The sequence below is a fragment of the Halococcus sp. IIIV-5B genome, from assembly GCF_003602035.1.
GTDB classification, from domain to species: domain Archaea; phylum Halobacteriota; class Halobacteria; order Halobacteriales; family Halococcaceae; genus Halococcus; species Halococcus salsus.
In genome coordinates this window covers 1-22,904 of sequence record NZ_QZWE01000011.1, presented here as the reverse complement: position 1 = coordinate 22,904, position 22,904 = coordinate 1, and the positions used below count along the sequence as shown (strand labels likewise).

The window sequence follows — 22,904 nt, the reverse complement described above, 5'->3', positions numbered from 1 at the left end:
CGACGAGGGTCAACGCGATCCACTGTTGTCGATCCATTGGAGGGGGGTTACGGGCCGGGGGATTAGTCGGTTTCGGCGGTCGCGGGGAGGACGTGGAGCCCCGCGCGGCTCTTCAGCACTCGGACGGTGTCGGCCGTGGGGTCGAGGTAGTCGGGTCGCGGGACCGTCTCCGCGGCGTAGGTCTCGGGGTCGAGCACCTGGACCGCGTTGTCGTCTTCTACTGTGACGAGCGTGGTCTCGGCCGCGTCCATTGCCCGCCCCAACCGGCGCGCGTCGGGCGCGATACCGTCCTCGAAGTCGGCCTCGTAGTGTTCGCCGGTCGTGACTCGCGTCCCCTTGAGGTTGCCGTGGGCGCTCTCGACTAACACCGGTCCGTCGTCGTCGACGTCGATGACGTCGCCCGGCGTGAACTCCGGCAGACGGACGGCGTAGGTGACCCGGTACACCTCGTCGCCGTCCTCGTCCTCGGTGACGAGGGTCGCGGATTCGTCGACGGTCCCCCCGAACCGTCGGACGACCCGGTCGGCGACCGCGCGACCGATCTGGGTGGTCGAGACCCGCGCGTCGAGCCCGTCGCCCGTCTCCTTGATCTCGGTGACGAACGCGTTGCGGTCGCCGGCGGCCTCGCGTTCGCCGACGTACTCGTTGATGATCTCCCGCGCACCGGTGAGCTCGGCGTCGGTCGGAGTGCGCCCCGCCCCTCGAACTTGCACTGTACTGGCGTAGTAATCGCCCGCGATCCGGCCGCAGCGGGTGCAAGTCCCCCGTGAGATCAGGACTGGGACCGTGACCTCGCGCTCGACCGGCTGGTCGCGGACGACCGCCGAGAGGGTGCAGTGCATCCGGACCGTGTTCTGGTCGACCTGTTCGGGGACGACCCCCCACGAGAACTCCTCGGCGTCGATGTGGACTTCGAGGGCCTCGGTGACCTCGTCGACGGCGACGTCGGTGTAGTCGCGTGCGCCGACGTCGATCCAGCGCTTGCCGCGTTTGACCGCACCGCAGGTCGCACACACCGCGACCTCGATCCGGTCGGGCGCGTCGACCAGCGAGAACTCGTCGAAATAACAATCGAGGCAGAGGGGTGTGCGCCCGTTGGCCTCCCCCGGCGACTCGACGGGGTCGCCACAGCGGGGGCAGAAGACACGTGATTCGCTCATGGCTTCCCTGGGAGGCGGCGGCGGTTAAGCCGTCTGACTCGCCGCACGAGCGGCGGTCGGCGGGCTTGTCGTTCTTTTGGTTCCGGAGGAGGAGACGCCGGAGCGATGGAGATTTACGATTTGAGCCCCAATGATTCGGCATATGAAATGGAAGGCGGACCGGGGTCTCCAAGCCCGGATGGGGCTGACGATGATCCTGTTGATCGCGCTGTACGTCGTCTTCATCGGTGTTCTCGCCTACATGGGCGTTGGCACGTTCATGCTGATCCTCATCATGGCGGTGTTCATGGGTGGCCAGGTGTTCTTCAGCGACAAACTCGCGCTCCGGAGCATGGGAGCCCACGAGGTCAGCGAGGAGGAGTACCCCCAGCTCCACGCTACGGTGGGCCGGCTCGCCCAGCAGGCCGACCTCCCGAAACCCACCATCGCGGTCGCGAACTCGCGAGTCCCGAACGCGTTCGCCACAGGTAGGTCGCCGTCGAGCGCGACGGTGTGTGCGACGACTGGGATCATGAACACCCTGGACCAGGAGGAGATGGAGGGTGTATTGGCCCACGAGCTCGCCCACGTCAAGAACCGCGACGTGATGGTGATGACCATCGCGACGTTCCTCTCGACGCTCGCGTTCATGATCGTCCGCTGGGGCTTCCTGTTCGGCGGGGGCGGCAACCGCGACCAGGGCGGCGCGCCGATCATCGTCGCGGTGCTGGTCTCGCTCGTGGTCGGCGTGGTGTCGTTCCTCCTCATCCGCGTGCTCTCGCGCTACCGCGAGTACGCCGCCGACAGGGGTGGTGCGATGATCACCGGGCGGCCGTCGGCGCTGGCCTCGGCGCTGATGAAGATCGACAACGGGATGGCCCGCGTACCGGACGACGACCTCCGGACGCAGGCCGACATGAACGCGTTCTTCATCATCCCGATCAAGAGCGGCGCGATCGGCAAGCTGCTCTCGACGCACCCCTCGACCGAGAACCGGATCGAGCGCCTCCGCGAGATGGAGAAGGAACTCGAAACCGCCTGAACTCCCGCTTCGACCCGAAACACCCGCTGGGAGGCCATCACCGATTCCGCTTTTCGACGGTCCTGACAGCCAGAACAGCTATTCTCGCGCCCGACCTCTGGGCGCTCGCGATGGACCACGACATCGACTACCGGCCCGCGTACGCGCTGTTGACGATAGACCTCGCGAGCGGCGAGTCCGTTCGTACCGAAGCGGGCTCGATGGTGAGCGCCACCGACGGGCTCGACATCGAGACGGCCGCGAGCGGTGGCGTCCTGAGTTCGCTGAAACGCAACGTCCTCGGTGGCGAGAGCTTCTTCCAGAACACGTTCACCGCCAGGGAGGCCGGCGCGGTGACCCTTGCGCCGGCACTGCCCGGCGACATCGTCGCCCACGACCTCGACGACGAAGCGCTGTTCGTCCAGTCGGGGTCGTACCTCGCCGCGGGGCCGGGGATCGAGGTCGACACGAAGTTCGGCGGCGGCCGGAGCTTCTTCGGTGGCGAGGGGCTCTTCCTGCTCGAACTCTCGGGCACCGGCGAGTGCTTCCTGTCGAGCTACGGCGCGATCCACCCGGTCGACCTCGACGCGGGCGAGACCCACACCGTCGACACCGGACACATCGTGGCGTTCGAGGGCTCGACGAGCTACGACGTCAAGCGCGTGGGTGGGTTGCGCTCGACGCTCTTCTCGGGCGAGGGACTGGTCTGTGAGTTCGAGGGGCCCGGCACCGTGTGGCTCCAGACCCGGAGCACCGACGCGCTGCTCTCGTGGCTCATCCCGAAACTCCCGCAATCGGATTCGAGTTGAGCCGGGACCGAGTGACGAGCAGGACTTTGATCTTCTACTGACTCGATTGGACTGAGGGACTGTTCTCTCGTTCGTGTCCTCGTTGTTCTTGGCCGCCACGCTGTACGGCACTGATCCTGATCCAACTGAGAGGCCACATCTCATCTCGGTGTTTTCGGCCGCCACGCTGTTTCGCACTGATCCCGACCCAACCGAGCGGTCATTCCTCATTTATTCCCTCGTTGTGCGTTTTCCGCACTGTTCCCGGTCCAACTGAGAGACCGCACCGCACAGCACCGCGCCCCGCTACCGCCCCGCGACCGCCACGAGCCTCCCCAGCCGATTCCTTCGCTCGCCTGCGGCTCGCTCACTCATCCCTCGCACGGCGTCCACGGTCGCGGGTTCGCCTCCGCTCACCCACGATCGCGAGCGCGCGCCACGGTGGATGGTTCGGCTCGCGAGACGGCACTCACGATGTGGGTCGCACCGTATCGCTTCGGGTTTTTATTCCCGGCGCGACAAACCGGGCTATGGGACTGCTCGACGGACTTCGGTCGGCGCTCGGGATGAGTGCGGAGACGAGCGCGACGCGCGACGCCGACCCCGACGACCTCTTCGGGATGAGCACGGCCTACCTCACGATGGAGGCCGACCTCGGCTTCGACCCCGCGAACGCAGCGGCACTCTGCTTTTCGGGGGTCGACTCCACCGACTTCGCCGACGCGGTCGACGAGGTCAAGGCGATCTTGGATGCGGGTGAAGTCGAGACCGGCACGAAGGCCCGCTTCGTCGACGACTCGCACGGCTACCAGTGGGTCGTGCTCTCCGACTCGGATTTCGAGGACCTCGTGACGAGCGTCCACTTCGCTGCCGACACCCTGATCGAGCGCGGTTACGGCTCGCGCCTCCTCGCGGCGCTGTTCGGCTTCGAGAAGGACGGACCCGTCTACTGGGTCTACTCCTTCCGCCGCGGGGCCTACTACCCGTTCGCGCCCCGAGCGGGCAACGAGCGCGACTCGACGGTCGAGTTCAAACTCGAATCCGTGCTCGACGGCGAACTCACGGTCGAACCGGAGAAGGAGTACTGGTACCCGCTCTGGCCCGACTCCGGCACTCACCCCTGGGAGTAACCACCCGACGGGCGCGCCTTCCCCCGGGCTGTTTTCACTTTCACTGGCCTGTTAACGAGGCTTTATGACCCAAGCCGCCCAACCCGAGTGTATGGCAGCAACAGCGGATCTCGAGAGCCTCCCCGGTGTGGGTCCCGCGACCGCCGACAAACTCGTCGAGTCGGGGTTCGACTCCTATCAGGGTATCGCGGTCGCGAGCCCCGGTGAGCTCTCGAACACCGCCGACATCGGCGAGAGCACGGCGGCGGACATCATCAACGCCGCCCGCGACGCCGCCGACATCGGCGGCTTCGAGACCGGCGCGAACGTCCTCGAACGCCGCGAACAGATCGGCAAGCTCTCCTGGCAGATCGACGAGGTCGACGAACTCCTCGGCGGCGGTGTCGAGACCCAGTCGATCACCGAGGTCTACGGCGAGTTCGGCGCGGGGAAGTCCCAGGTCACCCACCAGCTCGCGGTCAACGTCCAGCTCCCAAGCGAGTACGGTGGCCTCGAAGGCAGCGCGATCTTCATCGATTCCGAGGACACCTTCCGTCCCGAGCGGATCGCCCAGATGGTTCGTGGGCTCCCCGAGGAGGCCATCGCCGGCGCGATGGAAGCCCGCGAGATCGAAGGTGGGCCCGGTAGTGAGGAAGCGATGGAGCAGCTCATCGACTCGATCCTCGACAACATCCACGTCGCGAAGGCGTTCAACTCGAACCACCAGATCCTGCTGGCCCAGAAGGCCCAGGAGATCGCGAGCGAGCACGAGGACACCGACTGGCCCGTCCGCCTCGTCTGCATCGACTCGCTGACCGCACACTTCCGCGCCGAGTACGTCGGTCGTGGCGAGCTCGCCCAGCGCCAGCAGAAGCTCAACAAACACCTCCACGACATCGACAAGGTTGGCAACCTCTACAACGCCGCGACGGTGGTGACGAACCAGGTCTCCTCGAACCCCGACTCCTACTTCGGCGACCCGACCCAGCCCATCGGCGGGAACATCCTCGGTCACAAGTCCACCTTCCGGATGTACCTCCGGAAATCGAAGGGCACCAAGCGGATCGTCCGCCTCGTCGACGCCCCGAACCTCGCCGACGGCGAGGCCGTGATGCGCGTCGAGGAGGAGGGCCTGAAGCCCGAATAGACACCACCTTTTGCTGCGGTCGCTCGCGTTGCTCGCTCCCTGGCAAAATGTGGATCAAAAGCCGGCGTCACCCCCTCCGGGGGTTCCTTGGCCCGCTCGCTCACTAACGTTCGCTCACGGTACAACCACTTCCCACTCCGCACAGCACCGCCTCCGCACCACCGAAGCCCTCCGCGCGCTCGCTCCGCTCACGGTGTTCGCTTCGCTCACACCAAGCGCTCCGCCCTTCATCCACCAGGAGAGCACAACTCTCCTGAGCCTCGGCTCGCTTAACGCTCGCCGAGACGCCAGGAACCGCAGCCGCACCGCCACCGCACCACCGCCGCCCGGCGGCCGCACCGCGCCGCCCGTACCGCGACCGCCGCGCGGCGGACCACGCGGCTTTTTGCGGGGCGGCCGTAACTCGCGACGATGAAGGTCGGGATCGTCGCCCGGCGGGGAAACGACCGGGCGGCCGCACTCGCCGACGACGCCCGCGACCGACTCCACGAGTCGGGCATCGAGGTGCTGGTCGACGAGGCCACCGCCGACGCGCTCGGGGTCGCGGGCCACGCCGTCACCGCGATGGACGACGCGGACCTCGTGGTCTCGATCGGCGGCGACGGCACCTTCCTCTTCGCCGCCCGCGGCGCGGGCACCACCCCCGTGATGGGCGTCAACCTCGGTGAAGTCGGCTTCCTCAACGTCACCGCACCCGAGAACGCGCTCGCCGAGATCGACCGCGCGGTCGAGCAGGTCCGCACGGCGGGCGACCCGGACGTCCGGGCGGTCCCACGGCTCCGGGCCGCAGGTGAGAACGTCTCGCTCCCGCCCGCGCTCAACGAGATCGTCGTGGCCACCGGACGCGGCCCGGGCCGCGGCGGCGAGTTCGCGGTCGACGTCGACGGCGACCCCTTCTTCGAGAGCCACGCCGACGGCGTGCTGGTCGCCACTCCCGCCGGGAGCACCGCCTACAGCCTGAGCGAGGGCGGGCCGCTCGTCCATCCGGACGTCCCCGGGCTGGTCGTCACCGACATGTGCGCCACCGACCCACGGCCGCCGGCGGTGGTCGACGCCGGCAGCGAGGTCACCGTTCGTGTCACCGACGCGCCCGACGCCGTCGTGGTCGGCGACGGCCGCACACGAAAACCGGTCGAGCCGCCCGCCGAGCTCACCATCCAGGTGGCCGACGAACCGATGCGGATCGCCGGCCCGCCCCTGGACTTCTTCGGCGCGCTCGACAAGCTCGACTGAGACGGCGGAAACGCTGGCGGCTTCCACAACACGTAACCCGCGCCGAACCGTTGTCTTAAAGGATGAGCCAGCAGCTGCCGGACGTACAGGCAACACAACCCGACGTCAGCGTGGGCCTCAACCACGTCGGCGTCACTGGCGTCGAGAAGCTCGTCAAACTCGGCCGAAAGGACGACCGTCCGATCGTCCTGATGGCGGAGTTCGAAGTGTTCGTCGACCTCCCGTCGTGGCGCAAGGGCGCGGACATGAGCCGCAACATGGAGGTCATCGACGAGACCCTCGAAGCCGCCGTCGCCGAACCCGCCTACCGCGTCGAGGACGTCTGCGGCGACGCCGCCGAACGCCTCCTCGAAAAGCACGAGTACACCTCCGAGGCCACCGTGAAGATGGAGGCCGAGTACGTCACCCGCGAGCGAACGCCCGCGAGCGACAAACGGACTCAGTCCACCGCGACCATCATCGCCAGCGCGTGCGCCACCGAGGAGGGCACCACCGAGGAGATCGGGGCCCGCGTCACGGGGATGACGGTCTGTCCGTGTTCACAGGGGATGTCGAACGCCCGCGCCCGCGAGACCCTCTCCGACCTGGGCGTCGACGACGAAACCGTCGCGGAGTTCATCGACCGCGTTCCACAGGCGGGCCACTCCCAACGTGGCCACGCCACCCTCAGGATCGAATGCGACGGCGCACCCGAAGTCGACCTCCACGACGTCATCGAGGTCGCGCGCGACTCGATGAGCGCCCACATCTACAACCTCGCCAAACGGCCCGACGAGGACCACATGACCGAGACCTCCCACGCCAACGCGAAGTTCGTCGAGGACTGCGTGCGCGACCTCGCCGACGGCGTCGTCAGCGAGTTCCCCGACCTCGCCGACGACGCGGTGGTGACGATGAAACAGTCGAACGACGAGTCGATCCACCAGCACAACGCTCACGCCGAGCGCGTCGCCGAGGTCGGACAACTCCGAACGGAACTGAACGACTGAGTTTTTGGTGCAGATTTTTGCGAGCGAGGGAGCGCCGCGACCGAGCGCTAGAAAAAAGAGCGGCACCCCTCGAACCCGTGGGACCGCGAGCGCGGCGAAGGTCGCGACCGCGACCGCCGCGACGAGCAGGTCGAGGGTGGTCGCACGGAGCACGTCACCGATGGCCCGCCGGATACCATCCGTGTTTCCCTCGTTATTCGAGGTCGAGCGGTTCGGCCCGCTCCCATCGGGGTTCGAACTCCGCCATGACCTGAGTCGCGAACTCCGCGTCAGCGAGGTCGATCATCGCGAACACCTTCGTGCGGTCGAGCGGGTGGCCGACCTCGATGCAGGTCTCGGCCCCGTCGACCACGGTGAAGGTGTGCTCGACGGCGTCGCTGGTCCGGGTCCTGAACCGCTCGCTCGGCGAGAGCACGTGGGCGTAGCGCTCGCCGACGGTCTCGGGCAGCGCGTCGACGAGTTCGGGTCGCATCAGGAGCGAGACCTCGACCCCGCGGTTGAGGGCGGCGTCGAGCGCCTCGGCGACCCTGTCCCCCACCGTGTCGACGTCGAACTGGGCCGAGAGCATCGAGGCCACCATCACCACGCTCTCGTCGGCCGACGCGATCCGCTCGACCAGAAGGTCGACGGTGTCCTCGGGACCCACGGCCGCGGTCCAGAACCGCTCGTCCGTTGACTCGGTCGCGTCGAGGGTCTGGCTGAGTTCGTCGACCACCGCCTCGTACTGGTCGGCCTTGGCTTCGAGCTCCTGGTGGCGGTCGTCGAGCAGCCGGTCGAGTGCGGTCTCGGGTTCGACCGCGACGTACTTCTTGGGTCGGCTCGCGTTCTGCGAGCGCGCGAGCCGGTGGGTCTCGATGTTCGCCAGCACGTCGTAGATCCGTCCCATCGGTACCTCGCTCTCGCGCGAGAGCTCCTTCGCGGTCGTGGGGCCGGTGTCGAGCAGCGTCCGATAGACCCGCGCCTCGTACTCCGAGAGCCCGAGATCCCTGAGGCTCGCCATTGATGCGGTCTTCCGTTCCACGGACAAAAACCCATCGTCAGTTTATCCCCTCGACCCCGACCGCGGCGCGGCCGAGGCCGACGCATGAACAAAGGTTTTGCGTCCGGGGTGAGTACCCGAGGTATGCTGCTCCGGATACTCGGCTTACTTCTCCTGATCCCGCTGTTCGATATCGTGGTGCTCGTCGCGGTGGCGACGCTGACGCCGCTCGGCTGGGTCGGTACCGTGGCGCTCGTGGTGCTCACCGCGCTCGTGGGCGGGCTGTTGGTCCGGGCCGAGGGCCGCCACACCATCCGGAAGATCCAACGCGACGTCGCGCGCGGCGGTCTGCCGGCCGACGAACTCCTCGACGGCGGGCTTCTGATCGCCGCCGGCGTCTCGTTGCTCACCCCGGGGCTCGTGACCGACCTGCTGGGGGTCCTGTTGGTGGTCCCGGTGACGCGGTGGCCGGTCCGGGGGGCGCTCAAACGCTGGCTCATCGTACCGTACCTCGACCGGAAGACGGGCGGGATCGCGAGCGGCGTGGTCTACGGCGGCGGCTTCCCCGGCGGGACCGAGACCGGCGATACCTACGACGTGGAACCCGAGGAGTACGATATCAACGAGGGCTCCAGCTGACGGGGCCCGCCACCGAAAAGAAACGCTTACAAACGGCAGGCAGCAATCGTCGTTCCCGGGCCAATAGCTCAGTTAGGTTGAGCGCTCGGCTGATAACCGGGAGGTCCGCGGTTCAAATCCGCGTTGGCCCACTCGTTCTCAACACGGATAGTGGCCGCTGGAGCATTCCCGCAGCTACCGTGCTTCTCGTGGGCTCTCGCTGGCCGTTACGAGGACGGAGTCGTATTCCGGTTTCTTGATACCTTGCTGGTGCCTGCTCAACACCGTTCCCTCCGGCCGACCACCGATCGGTCGCAATGGCACGAGACTTCACCGACGACGACCGCGGAAGCGGTGTGTTCGACCACGCTGGCAACCGGGTCGGGACCGTCAACGACGTTCGGGACGGGAACGCACGCGTCGACACGAGCGACAGCGACTCCGGCGTTCTCGACAGCATCAAGGACGCGCTCGGGTGGAACGATAACGACGACACCCACGAGCTTCGCGGCGACGACGTGGACTCCTACGACGACGACGGTATCCACCTCCGTCGCCTCTAACGGCGCTCCCCAACCCACATCGATTTTTCGGCGGGTAGCCACCCACGACCACTCACGCGTACGTCTCGCGTCGTTTGCTGTGTATACCTCCCACGGGGTTTTCCCCAGTGTTCGGAGAATGGATGTCTAGAACCGGCGAGCCGTCGATCGCCCTCGCTCAGTCGTGACAGTCCTTACAGAGGTCGTCCTCGACCGTCAGCGACGACTTCCCACACAGCTTGCAGTATTCGACGACGCCTCGTGACGAACCGCCGCTTACTTTCGACATGGTCGTTCCATCGCGTCCTCACCATGAACCAACTCTGCGGGCAGTATCAAGCTGGTTATAACGGGGTCGTAAAACCTCGTTGCGGTTCGCACGCTGGTCGGGCTCTCACGGAGAGGGGAAGTGAGGTCGGCAACGGATTCGGACTGGATCAGTGGCAGCTCACTTCCCGCGATGACGTTCATGGTCGTACATAATAAAAACCCCGAAGGGCCGCGGCCGGTTCGGTTCCCGACGAGGCGGTCGCCACGCGGAAATCGCCTCGCGAAAGGGGGTTTCACCGTCTGTTGTCGGTGTCGTGCGTCCGCCCCTTGTACGTCCGGCCTGTCGCCGTCCTGTAGCTTGCTGTTGCGTGGCCAACACAGTTGCCCCTCCGGGGATTCGACCGAACGATGGCACGAGACTTCACCGACGACGACCGCGGAAGCGGTGTGTTCGACCACGAAGGGACCGAGCTCGGGAGCGTGACCGACGTTCGGGACGGGCGAGCTCACGTCAAAACCGACGAGACGGCGTCGGAGTCGGGGGTCCTCGACGAGATCAAGTCCGCACTGGGATGGGACGACGGCGACGACACCCACGAACTCCGTGACGACGACGTCGAGACGATCAACGACACCGAAGTCCGTCTGAAACGGATGTAGGCCACGGCGGCTCCGCTCGACCCGCTGTTCTCCGAAAATTCAACCGACGGTCGAACGGATCGCCGTCGGCTCCGTGTTTCGAGTCCGAAGGAAGACAGCAGGGGGGTTTCGTTACAGGTGATGCCACGCAACGGGTCTCCCCCTCGCTGTCTCGGAGCGCCCCGCGCTCCAGTATATACTTTGCGCCTCGTGAGCATAAGCTTTGTGCGGGGTCATCGCACGGTTTCGTGGCCCTCGGTCCGTCGAGGGGCCGAATTCCTGTCGCCCGACGACCACCGTTCGGCCAAACTCGTGACCGGTGGATCGCGCGCGACGCCCGAACGACGTGGGACGAACCGAACGATTGAGGGCCGTTCGGCCCCGTATCCGAACCATGAACGCCGCTCGACGACCACGGGCTCGGGTGACCCCGTCGTGACCATCGACGAACGGGTGCTGTTCGGCATCGTCCTCGCCGCCGGCGTCGTGCTCCCGGGTGCCGCGGACTACGCCCTCTCGATGGCGGGCTACGACACCGTGGGGATGGTGGTCTGGATCGTCGGCTACTTCGGGATGGTACTCGCGGTGTGGTATCGGTGGATCCGACCGCTGGATTTCACCGGACCGGTCGAGGAGTGACCCGTCGCGCGGGTCGTAAGTTTGAAGCCGACCAGTCACGATCGATTGACGAGGATGTTCACGCCACCGCTCCAGGCGCTCGATAACTTCCTGCTCCAGTACAACCTCGGGCAGGTCCTGGTCTTCGTCTTCGCCATCGCGTTCCTCGTCGGCCTCACCCAGCGTTCGGGCAAACTGCTCGCGATCCAGACCGTGACCTTCGGCCTCCTGTTCGCGCTGGTGCCGAGCATCGACGGCCCGGGCTACTTCCTCTACATCGGGCTCGGGCTGCTCGTGGTCGCCCCGGTCATGTTCGCGCTCGCGAAGCGATAGCGCCCTCCGGACTTCCGGCCGACCTACTCGCCGTCGAGGACCCGTTCGAGCGCCGCCTCGACGTTGTCCAATACTTCCTCAGGAGAGGCAGATGCGTCGACCCGGACGAACCGTTCGGGTTCGTAGTCGATGAGCTGTTCGTAGTTCGCGTGGACCGCGGCGAGGTAGCCCGCCTGCTCGAACTTGTTGGTCGCGCCGCTCCGGGCCGCCCCGGTCTCGGGGTCGACGTCGAGGTAGATCGTCAGGTCCGGCGGGCGAGTCCAGGGCTGGTGGACCCCTCGGACGTACTCCATCGGCCGCTTGACGACCCCGTCGAGCGCCGCGCCCTGGTAGGCGTAGCGCGAGTCCGAGTAGCGGTCCGAGACCACGAGCTCGCCGGCATCGAGCGCGGGCCGTACGGTTCGAGAGAGGTGGGCGGCGTGGTCGGCGGTGTAGAGGAACAGTTCGGCGAGCGGGTCGGCGTCGTCGTCGGCGAGCGAGCGCGCCACGGCGTCCCCGTACCACGAGTCGGCGGTCGGCTCGCGGGTGAACACCGCGTCGGGGTAGCGCTCGTGGAGCGCCTCCCAGACCGTGGTCTTGCCGCTGCCGTCGATGCCTTCGAGCGTGACCAGCATACACCGACTCTCTCCACGGGCGTCTTCAATCATCGGAACTCGCCACGGTTTCCCGCGTCCTCCCCTCGACGACGACCTCCTGGAGGACGAACCCGACCACGACCCCGCCGACGACGAGTCCGGCGGTCAGCGGGCGCTCGACACCGAGCCCGACCGCCATCGAGCCGAGAAAGCAGAGCGCGACCGCCGGGAGGGCGAGCCCGCCGGGGGCCTCGAACGTCGGTGTCACGTCGGGGCGGTACCGTCGGAGCCCGACGAGCGCGACCACGTTGACGACGTAGGGCACGACCGTGCCGACCAGGGCCGCGAGCACGATCTGACCGTAGAAGCCACGGACGAACACGAGCCCGAGCGCCGCCGCCGCGACGACCGCCACGCCGACCACGGGCGTCCCCGTCCGGTCGTCGACCCGAGCGAAGACGGCTGGAAGCAACCCGCGCCGCCCCATCGCGAGCAGCACCCGCGCGGTCCCCGTGATACCGACGAGCATCGTGGTGAAGACCGCGACGAGCGCTGCGAGCGGTACGAGGTACTCCCCGACGACACCGAGCCCCACCGCGTCCGCGAGCACGCTCAGCGGCGCGAAGAACACGGGCGCGTTCGGGGTGATCGCGGTCGTGGGGACCACCGCGACGAAGACGACCATCACGGCCGTGTAGAGCAACGTGACGACGACCAACGAACCGAGGATCGCGCGCGGGAGCGTCCACGCGGGTCGTTTCACCTCCTCGGCGCTCGCGGGGATCACCGTCCACGCGCCGTAGGCCGACAGCGCCACCCCCATCGAACCGAGGAAGCCGAGCGCGTCGCCGGTCAGGAAGGGGGTGAACCCACCGCCGCCGCCCGCGAACACGGTTCCGAGCCCGGCCCCGACCACCAGCACCAACATCGCGAGGATGAACGCCGTCAGCACCAGCGTCGTTCGTTTCGTGAGGTCGATCCCGAGCGCGGTGACGACGAAACTCGCCACCACCGCGACTGCCGCGAGCGCGACGGGGTGGCTCGCGACCCCGCCGAGCCCCGGGACCTGCCCGAGATAGGTCGCGACGAACCAGGCCGAGACCGAGATACCGAACACCCAGCCGATCGCATAGCAGATCCCTTCGAGGAACGCGAAGAAGCGCCTGACGACCGGCCGCCTGCCGACCGTCTCGGCGGGGAACACCGCGGGGCCGCCCTGTTCGGGGAACGCCGTCGAGAGCTCGGTGTAACACAGCGCGACCGCGAGCATCCCGACCCCGGCGAGGAGCCACGCGAGCATCGCCGCCGGGCCGGTCCGGCCCGCGGTCACCGCGGGGTAGTAGAACACCGCGGGTCCGATCATCCCACCGACGCTCATCACCAGCAGGTCGCGGAGCCCGACCGTCCGCGCGAACCCGTTACCCGCCCCGTCGTCCGCTCGTCCTCCCATCGTCCGATCGCGTGTGACGACGACCTATCAGTGTGACGAATTCAAGATGCGTAACGAAAACGTGATGATGGACGAACGGGGAAACGAGCGGTCGTCGAGCGATATCGGGCAGCGATCGGGCCGTCCGACCACGCTCGACGGTAGGTTTAGGGGCGGTCCCCGAGTAGTCGGCCCATGGACGTACTCGTGACCGGCGGCGGCGGTTTCATCGGTCGATATCTCTGCGACGAGCTGGTCGAACGCGGCCACGAGGTGACGGCGCTCTCGCGCGACCCCGACCCGTCGATCTTCGACGCGGACGTCGACACCGCGGTCGGCGACGTGACGGCCTACGACTCGATCGAGGGGGCGTTCGAGGGTCGTGACGTGGTCGTGAACCTCGTCGCGCTCTCGCCGCTGTTCCAGCCGCCGGGGGACAAGAGCCACGAGGGGGTCCACCTCCGGGGAACCGAGAACGCGGTCCGGGCGGCCGAGGCCCACGACGTCCCCCGCTTCGTCCAGCAGAGCGCGCTGGGTGCCGACCCGAACGGGGCGACGGCCTACATCCGGGCGAAGGGACGTGCGGAGGACGTCGTCCGCGAGTCGGCCCTCGACTGGACGATATTCCGCCCGTCGGTGGTGTTCGGCGACGGCGGCGAGTTCGTCTCCTTCACGAAGAAGGTCACACCGCCCTACCTCGCGCCGCTGCCCCGCGGCGGACGCACCCGCTTCCAGCCCATCTGGGTCGGCGACCTCGTGCCGATGCTCGCCGACGCCGTCGACGACGATTCCCACGTCGGCGAGACCTACGACATCGGCGGGCCCGCCGCGCTGACGCTGGCCGACGTCGCCAAACTCGCCTACCGCGCCGAGGGCAAGCCCATCTCGGTCGTCCCCGTGCCGATGGGGCTCACGAAGGTCGGCATGGCCGCTATCGGGCCCGTCCCGTTCGTCCCGTTCGGCCCCGACCAGGCCCGGTCGCTGGAGATGGACAACGTCGTCACCCACAACGACATCGACGCGTTCGGCCGCAGCGAGTCGGACCTCACCACGCTCGCGTCGTACCTCGGCGTCCGGTGACGACCGGCTATGACCGGGCTTCCTCCCAGGCGTCAGCTCTCCGTCTGACGCACGTCAGACGGCGTTTTCGGGCCCGAGAGGCCGTCTGGCGCAAGAGTTATTGTTTCGACCGGGGTTAATTGAGTATCGAGCGGTGGGAACGCAACCGGCCGTTGTGGTGGTCGTTCCGGCGTTGCCGTCGCCACCACCATCCCATGACCCGACCGACACGCGCGCTGCTTCTCGTGGCTGCCCTCGTCGCGGTCGCCGCGCTCGCCACGCCGGGAGCGGCGGTCTCTGCAAGCGCGACCCAGTCCCCGAACGCGACCCAGGTCGGCGAGAACGTCACGGCGTCCTACGTCCTCACGGACCTCTACACCGACGCGCCGACCGAGTGGCGGCTCAACGCCACCACGGGGCTCGACAACGCGACCTGGACCGTCACGGCCGCCGGGCTCGACCACCGCGTGCTCGCCACCCGACAGGGCCGCGGCCCGTCGATCACCGTTCCCGTTCGCGCCGCCCGGAACGTGAGCGAGGTCACCGTCTCGGTCACGGGCACCGCCCCGTCGGTCGCGAACTTCACCTACCCCGCACGCGAGCGCTATCGGCTGGTTTCGTTCGCTCGCGAGGGCGGGAACTCGTCGGGGACGATCGACGACTGGCGCGCGGCCCACTACACCCGGTCGAGCCAGTCGGCGCGGACGACGCTCAACGCCAGCCGGGCCGCCATCCGCGACAACGGCAGCGACGCCGAGCTCGAAGAGCAGTTCGGCTTCGCGGTGACCGCCTACCGCGCCGGCGAGTTCGACCTCGCGACGTCGATCGCGGCCGACGCCCGCCAGGACGCCGGTCGGGAGAACTACCCCATCGGCATGATCTCGGGGCTGTTCCTCGGGGGCATCGTGGTGGTGCTCGGCGGAGCCGGCGTGCGGACCTATCGCAAGCGCTCGGAGGCGGACTCGTGGCGCGACCGCTGAGGATTTGAGGGCCGGTGTGTTTCGGGCGGTATGCGCGTCGTGGTACCGTTCGCCGCCGACCAGCCGAAGACCCGACTCGGGGACGTCCTCACCCTCGACGAGCGCCGCGACTTCGCCCGCGCGATGCTCCACGACGTCCTCGACGCGCTCCGGGCGACGGGTCACGACCCCACCGTTCTCGCCACCGCGCCGCTCGACGTCGACGTGCCGACCACCGTCGACGACCGTCCGCTGAGCACGGCGGTGGATGCGGTTCTCGACGACGGCCCCGCGGCGGTGGTGATGGCCGACCTTCCGCTCGCGACGCCCGCCGCGCTCTCGACCCTGTTCGACGCCTCGGGCGACGTCGTGCTCGCCCCGGGCCGGGGCGGCGGGACCAACGCGCTCGTCGCCCGCCACCCCGCGTTCCGGACCGACTTCCACGGGACGTCGTATCTCGACCACCGACGTGCGGCCCAGCGGGTCGGCGCGCACGTCGAGACCGTTGACTCGTTCCGGCTCGCGACCGACATCGACGAACCCGCGGACCTCGCCGAGGTGTTGATCCACGCGACCGGGGCGGCGCGCGACTGGCTCGTCGACGCCGACGTCGACCTCGCGACGAACGAGACCGGCCGCGTCACGGTTCGCCGCGACTGAATCCGGTGAGATTTGGGACAACCGTTTTTCCGTTCGACGGCCAACCCGTGAGTGCGCGAACGCCATGGTTCGCGCCGACGACGCCCACCTGACGTCGCACCCGGTGTCGCCGCCCTCCACTCGACACCGGGGTCGCGCCGAAGGCAGCGCTTTTGCTCGTTCGGCCGGAAGCCGACTCCATGTCCGGGACCCTCGCCAGCGAGTTCGGGTTCTCGGCGCACGAGCGCGACCGGCTTCTGACGACTGGTCCCGCCGACGTCGACCCCGCACCGGCGCTCACCTTCGCGCGCAACGTCTTCGTCCCGCTCACCACCGCGTGTCGCTACACCTGCACCTACTGCACCTACTTCGACCCTCCTGGGGAAGCCACCCTCATGTCCCGTGAGGCGGTCCGCGACGTGCTCGAAACGGGTGTGGACGCGGGCTGTACCGAGGCGCTGTTCACCTTCGGCGACACCCCCGACGACCGCTACACTGAGATCCACGACCAGCTCGACGACTGGGGCCACGACTCGATCCACGACTACCTCCACGAGCTGTGCGAGCTCGCGCTCGACGTGGGGATCCTCCCGCACAGCAACCCCGGCGACCTCACCCGCGAGCAGATGCAAGCGCTCGCCCCGGTCAACGCCTCGATGGGCGTAATGTTAGAGACCACCGCCGACGTCGACGCCCACGCCGGTCCCCGACGAAAGACGCCCGAACAGCGGTTGAACACCATCCGAGCGGCGGGCGATGTCGGCATCCCGTTCACGACGGGCATCCTCGCGGGGATCGGCGAGGACTGGTCGGACCGCGCCGACTCGCTGCTCGCGATCCGCGGGCTCCACGAGGAGTACGGTCACATCCAGGAGGTCATCGTCCAGCCGGTGGCCGAGAACGAGCGCTGGCGCGGGCCGACGCCCGACGTCGAGGACCTCCGGCGCGCGGTGGCGATGGCGCGTGCCGCGCTTCCCGCGGAGATCTCGGTCCAGGTCCCGCCGAACCTCGCGCCCGTTCGAGAGGTGCTCGACTGCGGCGTCGACGACCTCGGTGGGGTCTCCCCGGTCACCGCCGACCACATCAACCCCGACTACGCCTGGCCCGCGCTCCGCGAACTGGAGGACATCGCCGAGTTCGGCGGCGTGCCCCTCGGGGAGCGCCTGCCGACCCACGCGCGCTACGTCGAGGACGGCTGGCTCTCGCCGGCCGTCCAGCGCGCGATCGAGGCCGACGACGCCGCTGGCGAACGCTACCGCGCAGTACTCGACGGCTGAGGCGCGGCGGTACGTACTCGTCGGCGATCCCCGACCTTCAGAAGAACAGTCGTCGGCGTCGTCCAGCGAGCGGTCCAGCGTCGCGATTTCGAAGAGCCTCAGTCGTCGGCGGTCGCGGGCGTCGTTCCCGCATCGAACAGCGGCGTGCCGTCGCTCTGCGGCCCGAGTCGCGGGCCGAACGTCTTCTCACTCGGGTCGATATCGCGGATCTGTCGGTAGTCCGTCGAGCGCTCGGCGGGCGTCCGGCCGATGGCGGAGATCATCTCGACGTACTCGGCGAAGCTCCGGTACTCGCCGAACTCGCCGCCCGCGCGTTTGGTGATCTCTTCGGAGAGAATGGTCCCCATGAAGTCGTTGGCTCCACACGAAAGCATCTTCAACCCCTGTTGGTCGCCGTACTTCACCCAGCTCGACTGGATGTTCTCGATGTTGTCGAGGAACAGCCGGGAGACGGCGATCAGGAGTTCGTCCTCGTCGTCCGTGGCTCCCGACTCGACGATGCCGCGGTCGTGGAGCGGCGTGTTCGGGTGGACGAACGACAGCGGCACGAACTCCGTGATGGCTCCCGTTCTGTCCTGGAGGTCGCGGACCTTTTCGAGGTGAAGGATCCGGTGGGCTTCGTTCTCGACGTGGCCGTACATGATGGTCGCGGTCATGTCGAGGCCGACGGTGGCGGCCGCCTCCATCGCGTCGAGCCAGCCCTGGGTGTCGATCTTCCCGGGGCAGATCACGTCGCGGACCTCGTCGACGAGGATCTCGGCGGCGGTACCGGGGGCCGAGGAGAGCCCTGCGTTCTTCAGCCGGCGGTAGACCTCTTCGTAGCTCCAGTCGGTGCCGCGCTTGGCGTGATAGGCCTCCTCGGGGGTCATCGAGTGGAGGTGGATCCCGTCCGTGCTCATCGCGCGCATCTGTTCGAGGTAGGTCCCCGGATCCGTGTCGTACTCGGCGGGCGGGCGGTAGTTCACCGTTCGCGCGGCGTTCGCGTGCCCGGCGAGGATCTCGTGGTGTTCGTCGTCGAGCGCGAAGGCGGGGTGGAGCCCCGAGACGGAGGTGACCTCGTAGATCCCGCGTTTCGCGGCGGCGCGAACGACCTCGCGCGACTCGGCAGGCGTCTTCGTGAAGCCCGCGTGCTCAACGGTCGAGTCGGTGCGGAACGCGTGGGAGCTGTCCTTGAAGTTGCAGAACAGACAGCCCGTGTTGCAGGCGGTGGTGACGTTGTTGTTGAGGTTGGCGACGAACGTCACCCGGTCGCCGACCACTTCCTCGCGGCGGCGGTCGGCGGCTTCGAGCACCGCCTCCTTTCGCTCTTGGTCGATCCCGTCGCGCTCGGTGCCGGTGGTGATGAGTTCGATACCGTCGGCCACCGTGAGCCGGTCGCCGTCGCGGGCGTTTCGGAGGGCGTTCTCGAAGGACTGGTCGGTCTCGGGGACGTGTTCGAAGTCGAACTCCCCGTGTGATACGTCGGCCATGTCTAAGCCGCGTCGGCGACGCGTTAAAACCCAGCGGTGGGGTGGCGTGCGTCGGTCGTGCGGTGGTCAGGCCGACTGTCCCGAACTCGAGTCCGCGTGTCTCGTGAGCTCCTCGTCGAGCTCGCGGAAACAGGAATCACAGACCATTCGCACCGACTCCTTCTCGCCGCCCGTCGGGGTCTCGTCGACCAGCACCGTCCGGCAGTGAGGGTACTCGCTCGGCGAGAGGTCGCGCCCGCAGAGCGCGCAGTCGGTGCCGACGGTCTGTCCGCCGTCGGTCTCGGCCGGGACGTCCGGGTTCTGGGTCATGACTCCGCCTCCCCGTGTCGGGTGCGGAGCTCGTCCCAGCAGCCGCGGCACAGCCGGTAGCCGGTCGCTTCGGTCGTGGCTTGTGAGTCGCGTTCGAGCCGGATCCGCCAGTGGGACTCGCCGCGCTCCCCACACTTCGCACAGGTGGTCTCGGGCATAGTAGTGGAGTGTGAACAGCTACCATCTTCGTGAGCCAGCGGTGATATATGTTTGCTCGGATGGCAACCGATTAGTTCGCCCCCGGCGACCCCCGACCATGACCAGCGTCAAGGAGTTCCGGGTGGCCGAGCCGGCCACCGACGCGGCCCTCGGCCGTGGACGGTTCGTCTTCACCGACGCCTACTCGGTGTTCGACTGGGGGCAGATGCCAGATGCGATCCCCGAGAAGGGCGCGAGCCTCTGTACGATGGGCGCGCACAACTTCGCGCGCCTCGAAGCCGAGGGGATCCCCACCCACTACCGGGGCGTCGTCGAGGACGACGAAGTCCGTGCGCTCGACGACTGTCACGACGCACCGCACGAGATGGCGATCGACCTCGCGACGGTGCCCGACCTTCCGGTCGAAAACGGGACCTACGACTACGACGCCTTCCACGCCGCGGCGGGCGAGAACTACCTGATCCCCTTGGAGATCGTCTTTCGGAACGCCGTCCCGGTCGGGTCGAGCCTCCGTAGCCGACGCGACCCCGAGGACGTGGGCCTCGACACTCACGAGTGGCCCGACGAACCCGTCTCGCTTCCCGAACCCGTCGTCGAATTCTCGACGAAGTTCGAGGAGAAAGACCGGTATCTCACGCGTGAGGAGGCCCAGCGGGTCGCGGGCCGGGCGGCGCTCGACGATTGCGCGGCGACCGCGCGCGAGGTCAACCGGGTCGTCACCGAGCGGGCGGAGTCGGTGGGACTGACCCACGAGGACGGCAAGATCGAGTGTCTCTACGCCGACGGCGAGGTCCGGGTCGCCGACGTGGCCGGGACCTTCGACGAGAACCGATTCTCGTACGACGGCCAGCAGGTCTCGAAGGAGGTCGTCCGGCAGTACCACAAACACACCCAGCCCGAGTGGGTCGCGGCGGTCGAGGCCGCCAAACGCGAGGCGGACGAAACTGGGAAAACCGACTGGCGCGCGCTCTGTGAACGCGACCCCGAACCACTGGACGAGGCCGTCATCGCGACCGCGAGTGACCTCTACACCGCCGGCGCGAACGCCTACGTCGGGCGTGACTTCTTCGACGCACCCGATCTCGACGACGCGGTCGCGGCGGCGCGCGAGTTGAACTCCTCGAACGCGTAGTCCGTCAGCCCCACGCCCCGACCTCGATGCTGAAGCCACCGGGTGCCTCGACGTAGAAATCGTAGACGCCGTGGCGAACCTCGGTGTTCGTCACGGTGAAGCCGTCCTCGGCCAAGCGGTCGTGGAACCCGTCGATGGCATCGCGGTCTTCGAGGAAGAACCCGATGTGGCTCGGGTGGGTGACCACCTCCTCGGTGCCGGTGTCCATCAGCGTGAAGACGAACCCGTCGTCGTCGGTGAGCGCGACGATCGCTGCGTCCGGGTCCGTCTCCCCGACCGGTTCCATCTCGAAGTACTCCGCCATGAACTCCTGCGCACTCTGGACGTCGTCGACCTGGAGATTGACGTGATTCAGTTCCATAGTAGTCCGTGACCCGTCCGCGTCGTTGGTGTATCAACTACTGCTTCTCGCCGCCCGTTGCCGGTAGATCGATACCGATTCTCGGACACGAAGGGGACGGTCGGTAGCTGGGTCGCCCGGGTCGACGACCCGCCGCTTTCGACGAGCTCAGTCACGCGGTCGTGACTCGGCTCACTCTTCCTCGACGACCTCAGCCACGGGACGGTCGACCGGCTCGTCGGGGTTCAGCTCGGCGATCTCTTCGGGGAGACCGAGCTCTGCATCGCTGTCCTCGCGGAGGTGGGTTCGACCGCGGCCGACCACCAGGTCCCCCGCGAGGTGGAGCCTGACCGCCTCGACGAGTGCCTCGGCTTCGAGCGGCTGGCCCCGTTCTTCCAGCTCCTCGGGCGTCGCGTCGTCGGGCACGTCGAAGACGCGCTGGGCGATGATCGGCCCCTGGTCGAGGTCGGTGGTGACGTAGTGGGCGGTGACGCCCGCGATCCGGACGCCCTTCTCGATCGCCTGTCGGTAGGCTTCGGCCCCGGCGAACGACGGCAGGAGCGAGGGATGGACGTTGATGATCCGACTCTCGTACCGGAAGACGACGTTCGGGCTCAGGATCCGCATGTAGCGGGCGAGCGCCACGAGGTCGACCTCGTACTCGGCGAGGATGTCCAGCAACCACTCCTCGTCGGGCACCCCGCCGGCGTCGCCGATGTCGTAGAACGGGACGTCGTGGGCCGCCGCGAGCGGCGCGAGGTCGTCGTGGTTCGCCACCACGACCGCGACCTCCGCCTCGGGGTCGTCGTCGACGAACGCCTCCAGCATGGCCGCGAGGCAGTGTGACTCCTTGGTGGCGAGCACCGCGATCCGTTTGGCCTCGCGGTCGGCGGGGAACCTGACCTGGACGTCCATCCCGAGGTCGTCACAGAGGGCGTCGAGGGCGTCCCGCAGCTCGGCTTCGGTGCAGCTCATCCCGGTCGTGTCGACCCGCATCGTCATCCGGAAGAGACCCTGTCGAACCGCTTGGTCCAGGTCCTCGATGTTGACGTCGCGTTCGAACAGCATCGACGTCACCCGCGCGATCAGGCCGGTGTCGTCGTCGCCGATCACCGTTATCTCGGTGAGTTCCTGATTCATGGTCGGCTCCCGTGGTGCATGCGCCCGCTCGACGACCCGACGCAAAAACCCGTTCGGCTTTCGTCGGATCCAGAACGGTTTTCGCTCGCCCCATCCTTCGGCCGCCAATGACCGCCTACACCGCCGTCGTCACGGTGCGGCTGAAACGGGGCGTGCTCGACCCCGAGGCCGAGACCACCGCGCGGGCGCTCGAACGCCTCGGGTTCGAACTCGAGGACCTCCGGGCCGCCGACCGCTTCGAGGTCGACCTCGCGGCCCCCGACGAGGCCGCGGCCGCCGAACGCGCCGACGCGATGGCCGAACGCCTGCTCGCCAACCCCACCATCCACGACTACACCGTGGAGGTCGAGGCCCGGTGAGCCCGTTCGCCGGTCCTCGGGGGTGGCGGGTGTGACGGTCGCCGTGCTCCGGTTCGGCGGCTCGAACTGCGACCGCGACGCCGTCCGCGCGCTCCGCGACGTGGGTGTCGACGCCGACCTCGTCTGGCACGAGGACGGCCTCCCCGAGGACCCCTCGGGGGTTGTCCTCCCCGGCGGTTTCTCGTACGGCGACTACCTCCGGGCCGGGGCGATGGCGAGTCGCGACCCGGTCATGGCGGACGTCAGGGCGGCCGCCGAACGCGGGATCCCGGTGCTCGGGGTCTGCAACGGGGCGCAAGTGGGCTGTGAGGCGGGGCTCACGCCCGGCGCGTTCACCACCAACGCGAGCGCGCGCTTCCAGTGCGAGCACGTCCACCTCCGTGTCGAGAACGCCGACACGCCGTGGACGCGCGGGTTCGAGGAGGGTGAGGTGATCTCGCTCCCGATCGCCCACGGCGAGGGGCGCTTCGAGATCGCCGACGACCGCCTCGACCGGCTCGACGACGAGGACCGTGTCCTCTTCCGGTACTGCGACGCCGACGGCGAGACCAGTTCGGGATCGAACCCCAACGGGTCGAAGGGCGCGGTGGCGGGCGTGTTGGGTGGTTCCCCGACGGTCGCGGTGTTGATGCC

At 68.0% G+C, this 22,904-nt stretch carries 27 protein-coding genes and 1 tRNA gene; 19 read left to right on the top strand and 9 right to left on the bottom strand.

The window, feature by feature from the left end; translation table 11 throughout:
* Nucleotides 1-62: 62 nt before the first annotated feature.
* Nucleotides 63-1,160, bottom strand: a complete 1,098-nt coding sequence (locus tag D3261_RS09340; protein WP_120071712.1) for a 60S ribosomal export protein NMD3 — start codon at nucleotides 1,158-1,160, stop codon at nucleotides 63-65.
* Nucleotides 1,161-1,302: 142 nt separating this feature from the next.
* On the opposite strand from D3261_RS09340, the gene htpX reads away from it, so the two are divergent.
* From htpX to mptA, 6 genes are all read left to right on the top strand, one after another.
* The gene (gene htpX / locus D3261_RS09335; RefSeq protein WP_120071710.1) at nucleotides 1,303-2,181 is read left to right on the top strand and encodes a zinc metalloprotease HtpX; all 879 of its coding nucleotides are present in this window, start codon (nucleotides 1,303-1,305) and stop codon (nucleotides 2,179-2,181) included.
* Between the two features lie 110 nt (nucleotides 2,182-2,291).
* A complete protein-coding gene (locus D3261_RS09330; RefSeq protein ID WP_120071708.1) occupies nucleotides 2,292-2,969 on the top strand; it encodes a TIGR00266 family protein in 678 nt (225 codons plus the stop codon).
* Nucleotides 2,970-3,478: 509 nt separating this feature from the next.
* Nucleotides 3,479-4,078, top strand: coding sequence for a hypothetical protein (locus D3261_RS09325; RefSeq protein ID WP_120071706.1), 600 nt, complete (start codon nucleotides 3,479-3,481; stop codon nucleotides 4,076-4,078).
* Between the two features lie 91 nt (nucleotides 4,079-4,169).
* Nucleotides 4,170-5,204: a DNA repair and recombination protein RadA gene (gene radA / locus D3261_RS09320; protein ID WP_120071704.1), complete on the top strand. Its 1,035-nt coding sequence runs from the start codon at nucleotides 4,170-4,172 to the stop codon at nucleotides 5,202-5,204.
* Between the two features lie 411 nt (nucleotides 5,205-5,615).
* Complete coding sequence (locus D3261_RS09315; RefSeq protein WP_120071702.1) at nucleotides 5,616-6,437, top strand: NAD(+)/NADH kinase; 822 nt, start codon at nucleotides 5,616-5,618, stop codon at nucleotides 6,435-6,437.
* 62 nt (nucleotides 6,438-6,499) lie between these two features.
* A complete protein-coding gene (gene mptA / locus D3261_RS09310) occupies nucleotides 6,500-7,426 on the top strand; it encodes a GTP cyclohydrolase MptA (protein WP_120071700.1) in 927 nt (308 codons plus the stop codon).
* A gap of 193 nt (nucleotides 7,427-7,619) precedes the next feature.
* Here mptA and D3261_RS09305 read toward each other — a convergent pair whose 3' ends face one another.
* A complete protein-coding gene (locus D3261_RS09305) occupies nucleotides 7,620-8,426 on the bottom strand; it encodes a TrmB family transcriptional regulator (protein WP_120071698.1) in 807 nt (268 codons plus the stop codon).
* Between the two features lie 123 nt (nucleotides 8,427-8,549).
* Between D3261_RS09305 and D3261_RS09300 the strand changes: the two genes are divergently transcribed.
* The 6 genes from D3261_RS09300 to D3261_RS09275 all read left to right on the top strand — a co-directional run bounded on the left by D3261_RS09300 (nucleotide 8,550) and on the right by D3261_RS09275 (nucleotide 11,425).
* Nucleotides 8,550-9,044, top strand: coding sequence for an FxsA family protein (locus D3261_RS09300; protein ID WP_120071696.1), 495 nt, complete (start codon nucleotides 8,550-8,552; stop codon nucleotides 9,042-9,044).
* A gap of 57 nt (nucleotides 9,045-9,101) precedes the next feature.
* A tRNA-Ile gene (locus tag D3261_RS09295) sits at nucleotides 9,102-9,175 on the top strand.
* A gap of 165 nt (nucleotides 9,176-9,340) precedes the next feature.
* Nucleotides 9,341-9,586 (top strand): hypothetical protein, encoded by a 246-nt coding sequence (locus tag D3261_RS09290; RefSeq protein WP_120071694.1) that lies wholly within the window; start codon nucleotides 9,341-9,343, stop codon nucleotides 9,584-9,586.
* Between the two features lie 657 nt (nucleotides 9,587-10,243).
* Complete coding sequence (locus D3261_RS09285) at nucleotides 10,244-10,495, top strand: hypothetical protein (RefSeq protein ID WP_120071692.1); 252 nt, start codon at nucleotides 10,244-10,246, stop codon at nucleotides 10,493-10,495.
* Between the two features lie 414 nt (nucleotides 10,496-10,909).
* Nucleotides 10,910-11,113, top strand: a complete 204-nt coding sequence (locus D3261_RS09280; protein WP_120071864.1) for a hypothetical protein — start codon at nucleotides 10,910-10,912, stop codon at nucleotides 11,111-11,113.
* A gap of 54 nt (nucleotides 11,114-11,167) precedes the next feature.
* A complete protein-coding gene (locus tag D3261_RS09275) occupies nucleotides 11,168-11,425 on the top strand; it encodes a hypothetical protein (RefSeq protein ID WP_120071690.1) in 258 nt (85 codons plus the stop codon).
* A 23-nt stretch (nucleotides 11,426-11,448) separates the two neighbouring features.
* Here D3261_RS09275 and tmk read toward each other — a convergent pair whose 3' ends face one another.
* Together tmk and D3261_RS09265 are read right to left on the bottom strand one after the other, a co-directional pair.
* The gene (tmk, locus tag D3261_RS09270; RefSeq protein ID WP_120071688.1) at nucleotides 11,449-12,039 is read right to left on the bottom strand and encodes a dTMP kinase; all 591 of its coding nucleotides are present in this window, start codon (nucleotides 12,037-12,039) and stop codon (nucleotides 11,449-11,451) included.
* A gap of 25 nt (nucleotides 12,040-12,064) precedes the next feature.
* A complete protein-coding gene (locus D3261_RS09265) occupies nucleotides 12,065-13,450 on the bottom strand; it encodes an APC family permease (protein ID WP_120071686.1) in 1,386 nt (461 codons plus the stop codon).
* A gap of 174 nt (nucleotides 13,451-13,624) precedes the next feature.
* Here D3261_RS09265 and D3261_RS09260 point away from each other — a divergent pair, with 174 nt between their 5' ends.
* The 4 genes from D3261_RS09260 (at nucleotide 13,625) to cofG (ending at nucleotide 17,363) form a co-directional block, all read left to right on the top strand.
* On the top strand, nucleotides 13,625-14,509 hold the full coding sequence (locus D3261_RS09260) for a complex I NDUFA9 subunit family protein (RefSeq protein WP_120071684.1): 885 nt from the start codon (nucleotides 13,625-13,627) through the stop codon (nucleotides 14,507-14,509).
* A 194-nt stretch (nucleotides 14,510-14,703) separates the two neighbouring features.
* Nucleotides 14,704-15,468 carry a hypothetical protein gene (locus D3261_RS09255; protein WP_120071682.1) on the top strand — a complete coding sequence of 255 codons (765 nt, stop codon included), beginning with the start codon at nucleotides 14,704-14,706 and terminating at the stop codon, nucleotides 15,466-15,468.
* 30 nt (nucleotides 15,469-15,498) lie between these two features.
* Complete coding sequence (cofC, locus tag D3261_RS09250) at nucleotides 15,499-16,107, top strand: 2-phospho-L-lactate guanylyltransferase (protein WP_120071680.1); 609 nt, start codon at nucleotides 15,499-15,501, stop codon at nucleotides 16,105-16,107.
* A gap of 179 nt (nucleotides 16,108-16,286) precedes the next feature.
* A complete protein-coding gene (cofG, locus tag D3261_RS09245) occupies nucleotides 16,287-17,363 on the top strand; it encodes a 7,8-didemethyl-8-hydroxy-5-deazariboflavin synthase subunit CofG (RefSeq protein ID WP_120071679.1) in 1,077 nt (358 codons plus the stop codon).
* 98 nt (nucleotides 17,364-17,461) lie between these two features.
* Here cofG and cofH read toward each other — a convergent pair whose 3' ends face one another.
* The 3 genes from cofH to D3261_RS20005 all read right to left on the bottom strand — a co-directional run bounded on the left by cofH (nucleotide 17,462) and on the right by D3261_RS20005 (nucleotide 19,299).
* Nucleotides 17,462-18,832 carry a 7,8-didemethyl-8-hydroxy-5-deazariboflavin synthase subunit CofH gene (gene cofH, locus D3261_RS09240; RefSeq protein WP_120071677.1) on the bottom strand — a complete coding sequence of 457 codons (1,371 nt, stop codon included), beginning with the start codon at nucleotides 18,830-18,832 and terminating at the stop codon, nucleotides 17,462-17,464.
* 66 nt (nucleotides 18,833-18,898) lie between these two features.
* Complete coding sequence (locus D3261_RS09235) at nucleotides 18,899-19,141, bottom strand: hypothetical protein (RefSeq protein WP_120071675.1); 243 nt, start codon at nucleotides 19,139-19,141, stop codon at nucleotides 18,899-18,901.
* Nucleotides 19,138-19,299: a hypothetical protein gene (locus tag D3261_RS20005; RefSeq protein ID WP_158589374.1), complete on the bottom strand. Its 162-nt coding sequence runs from the start codon at nucleotides 19,297-19,299 to the stop codon at nucleotides 19,138-19,140. Before D3261_RS20005 ends, D3261_RS09235 begins: the two co-directional genes overlap by 4 nt.
* 98 nt (nucleotides 19,300-19,397) lie before the next feature.
* Here D3261_RS20005 and D3261_RS09230 point away from each other — a divergent pair, with 98 nt between their 5' ends.
* Nucleotides 19,398-20,432: a phosphoribosylaminoimidazolesuccinocarboxamide synthase gene (locus tag D3261_RS09230; protein WP_120071673.1), complete on the top strand. Its 1,035-nt coding sequence runs from the start codon at nucleotides 19,398-19,400 to the stop codon at nucleotides 20,430-20,432.
* A gap of 4 nt (nucleotides 20,433-20,436) precedes the next feature.
* Here the strand turns inward: D3261_RS09230 and D3261_RS09225 are convergent, their stop codons facing one another.
* Nucleotides 20,437-20,793 (bottom strand): VOC family protein, encoded by a 357-nt coding sequence (locus tag D3261_RS09225; RefSeq protein WP_120071671.1) that lies wholly within the window; start codon nucleotides 20,791-20,793, stop codon nucleotides 20,437-20,439.
* Nucleotides 20,794-20,964: 171 nt separating this feature from the next.
* Nucleotides 20,965-21,912 (bottom strand): formyltetrahydrofolate deformylase, encoded by a 948-nt coding sequence (locus D3261_RS09220; RefSeq protein ID WP_120071669.1) that lies wholly within the window; start codon nucleotides 21,910-21,912, stop codon nucleotides 20,965-20,967.
* 107 nt (nucleotides 21,913-22,019) lie between these two features.
* On the opposite strand from D3261_RS09220, the gene purS reads away from it, so the two are divergent.
* Both purS and purQ read left to right on the top strand, forming a co-directional pair.
* Complete coding sequence (purS, locus tag D3261_RS09215) at nucleotides 22,020-22,271, top strand: phosphoribosylformylglycinamidine synthase subunit PurS (protein ID WP_120071667.1); 252 nt, start codon at nucleotides 22,020-22,022, stop codon at nucleotides 22,269-22,271.
* Nucleotides 22,272-22,302: 31 nt separating this feature from the next.
* On the top strand, nucleotides 22,303-22,904 hold a 602-nt coding region (gene purQ / locus D3261_RS09210), incomplete at its 3' end, for a phosphoribosylformylglycinamidine synthase I (protein ID WP_120071862.1).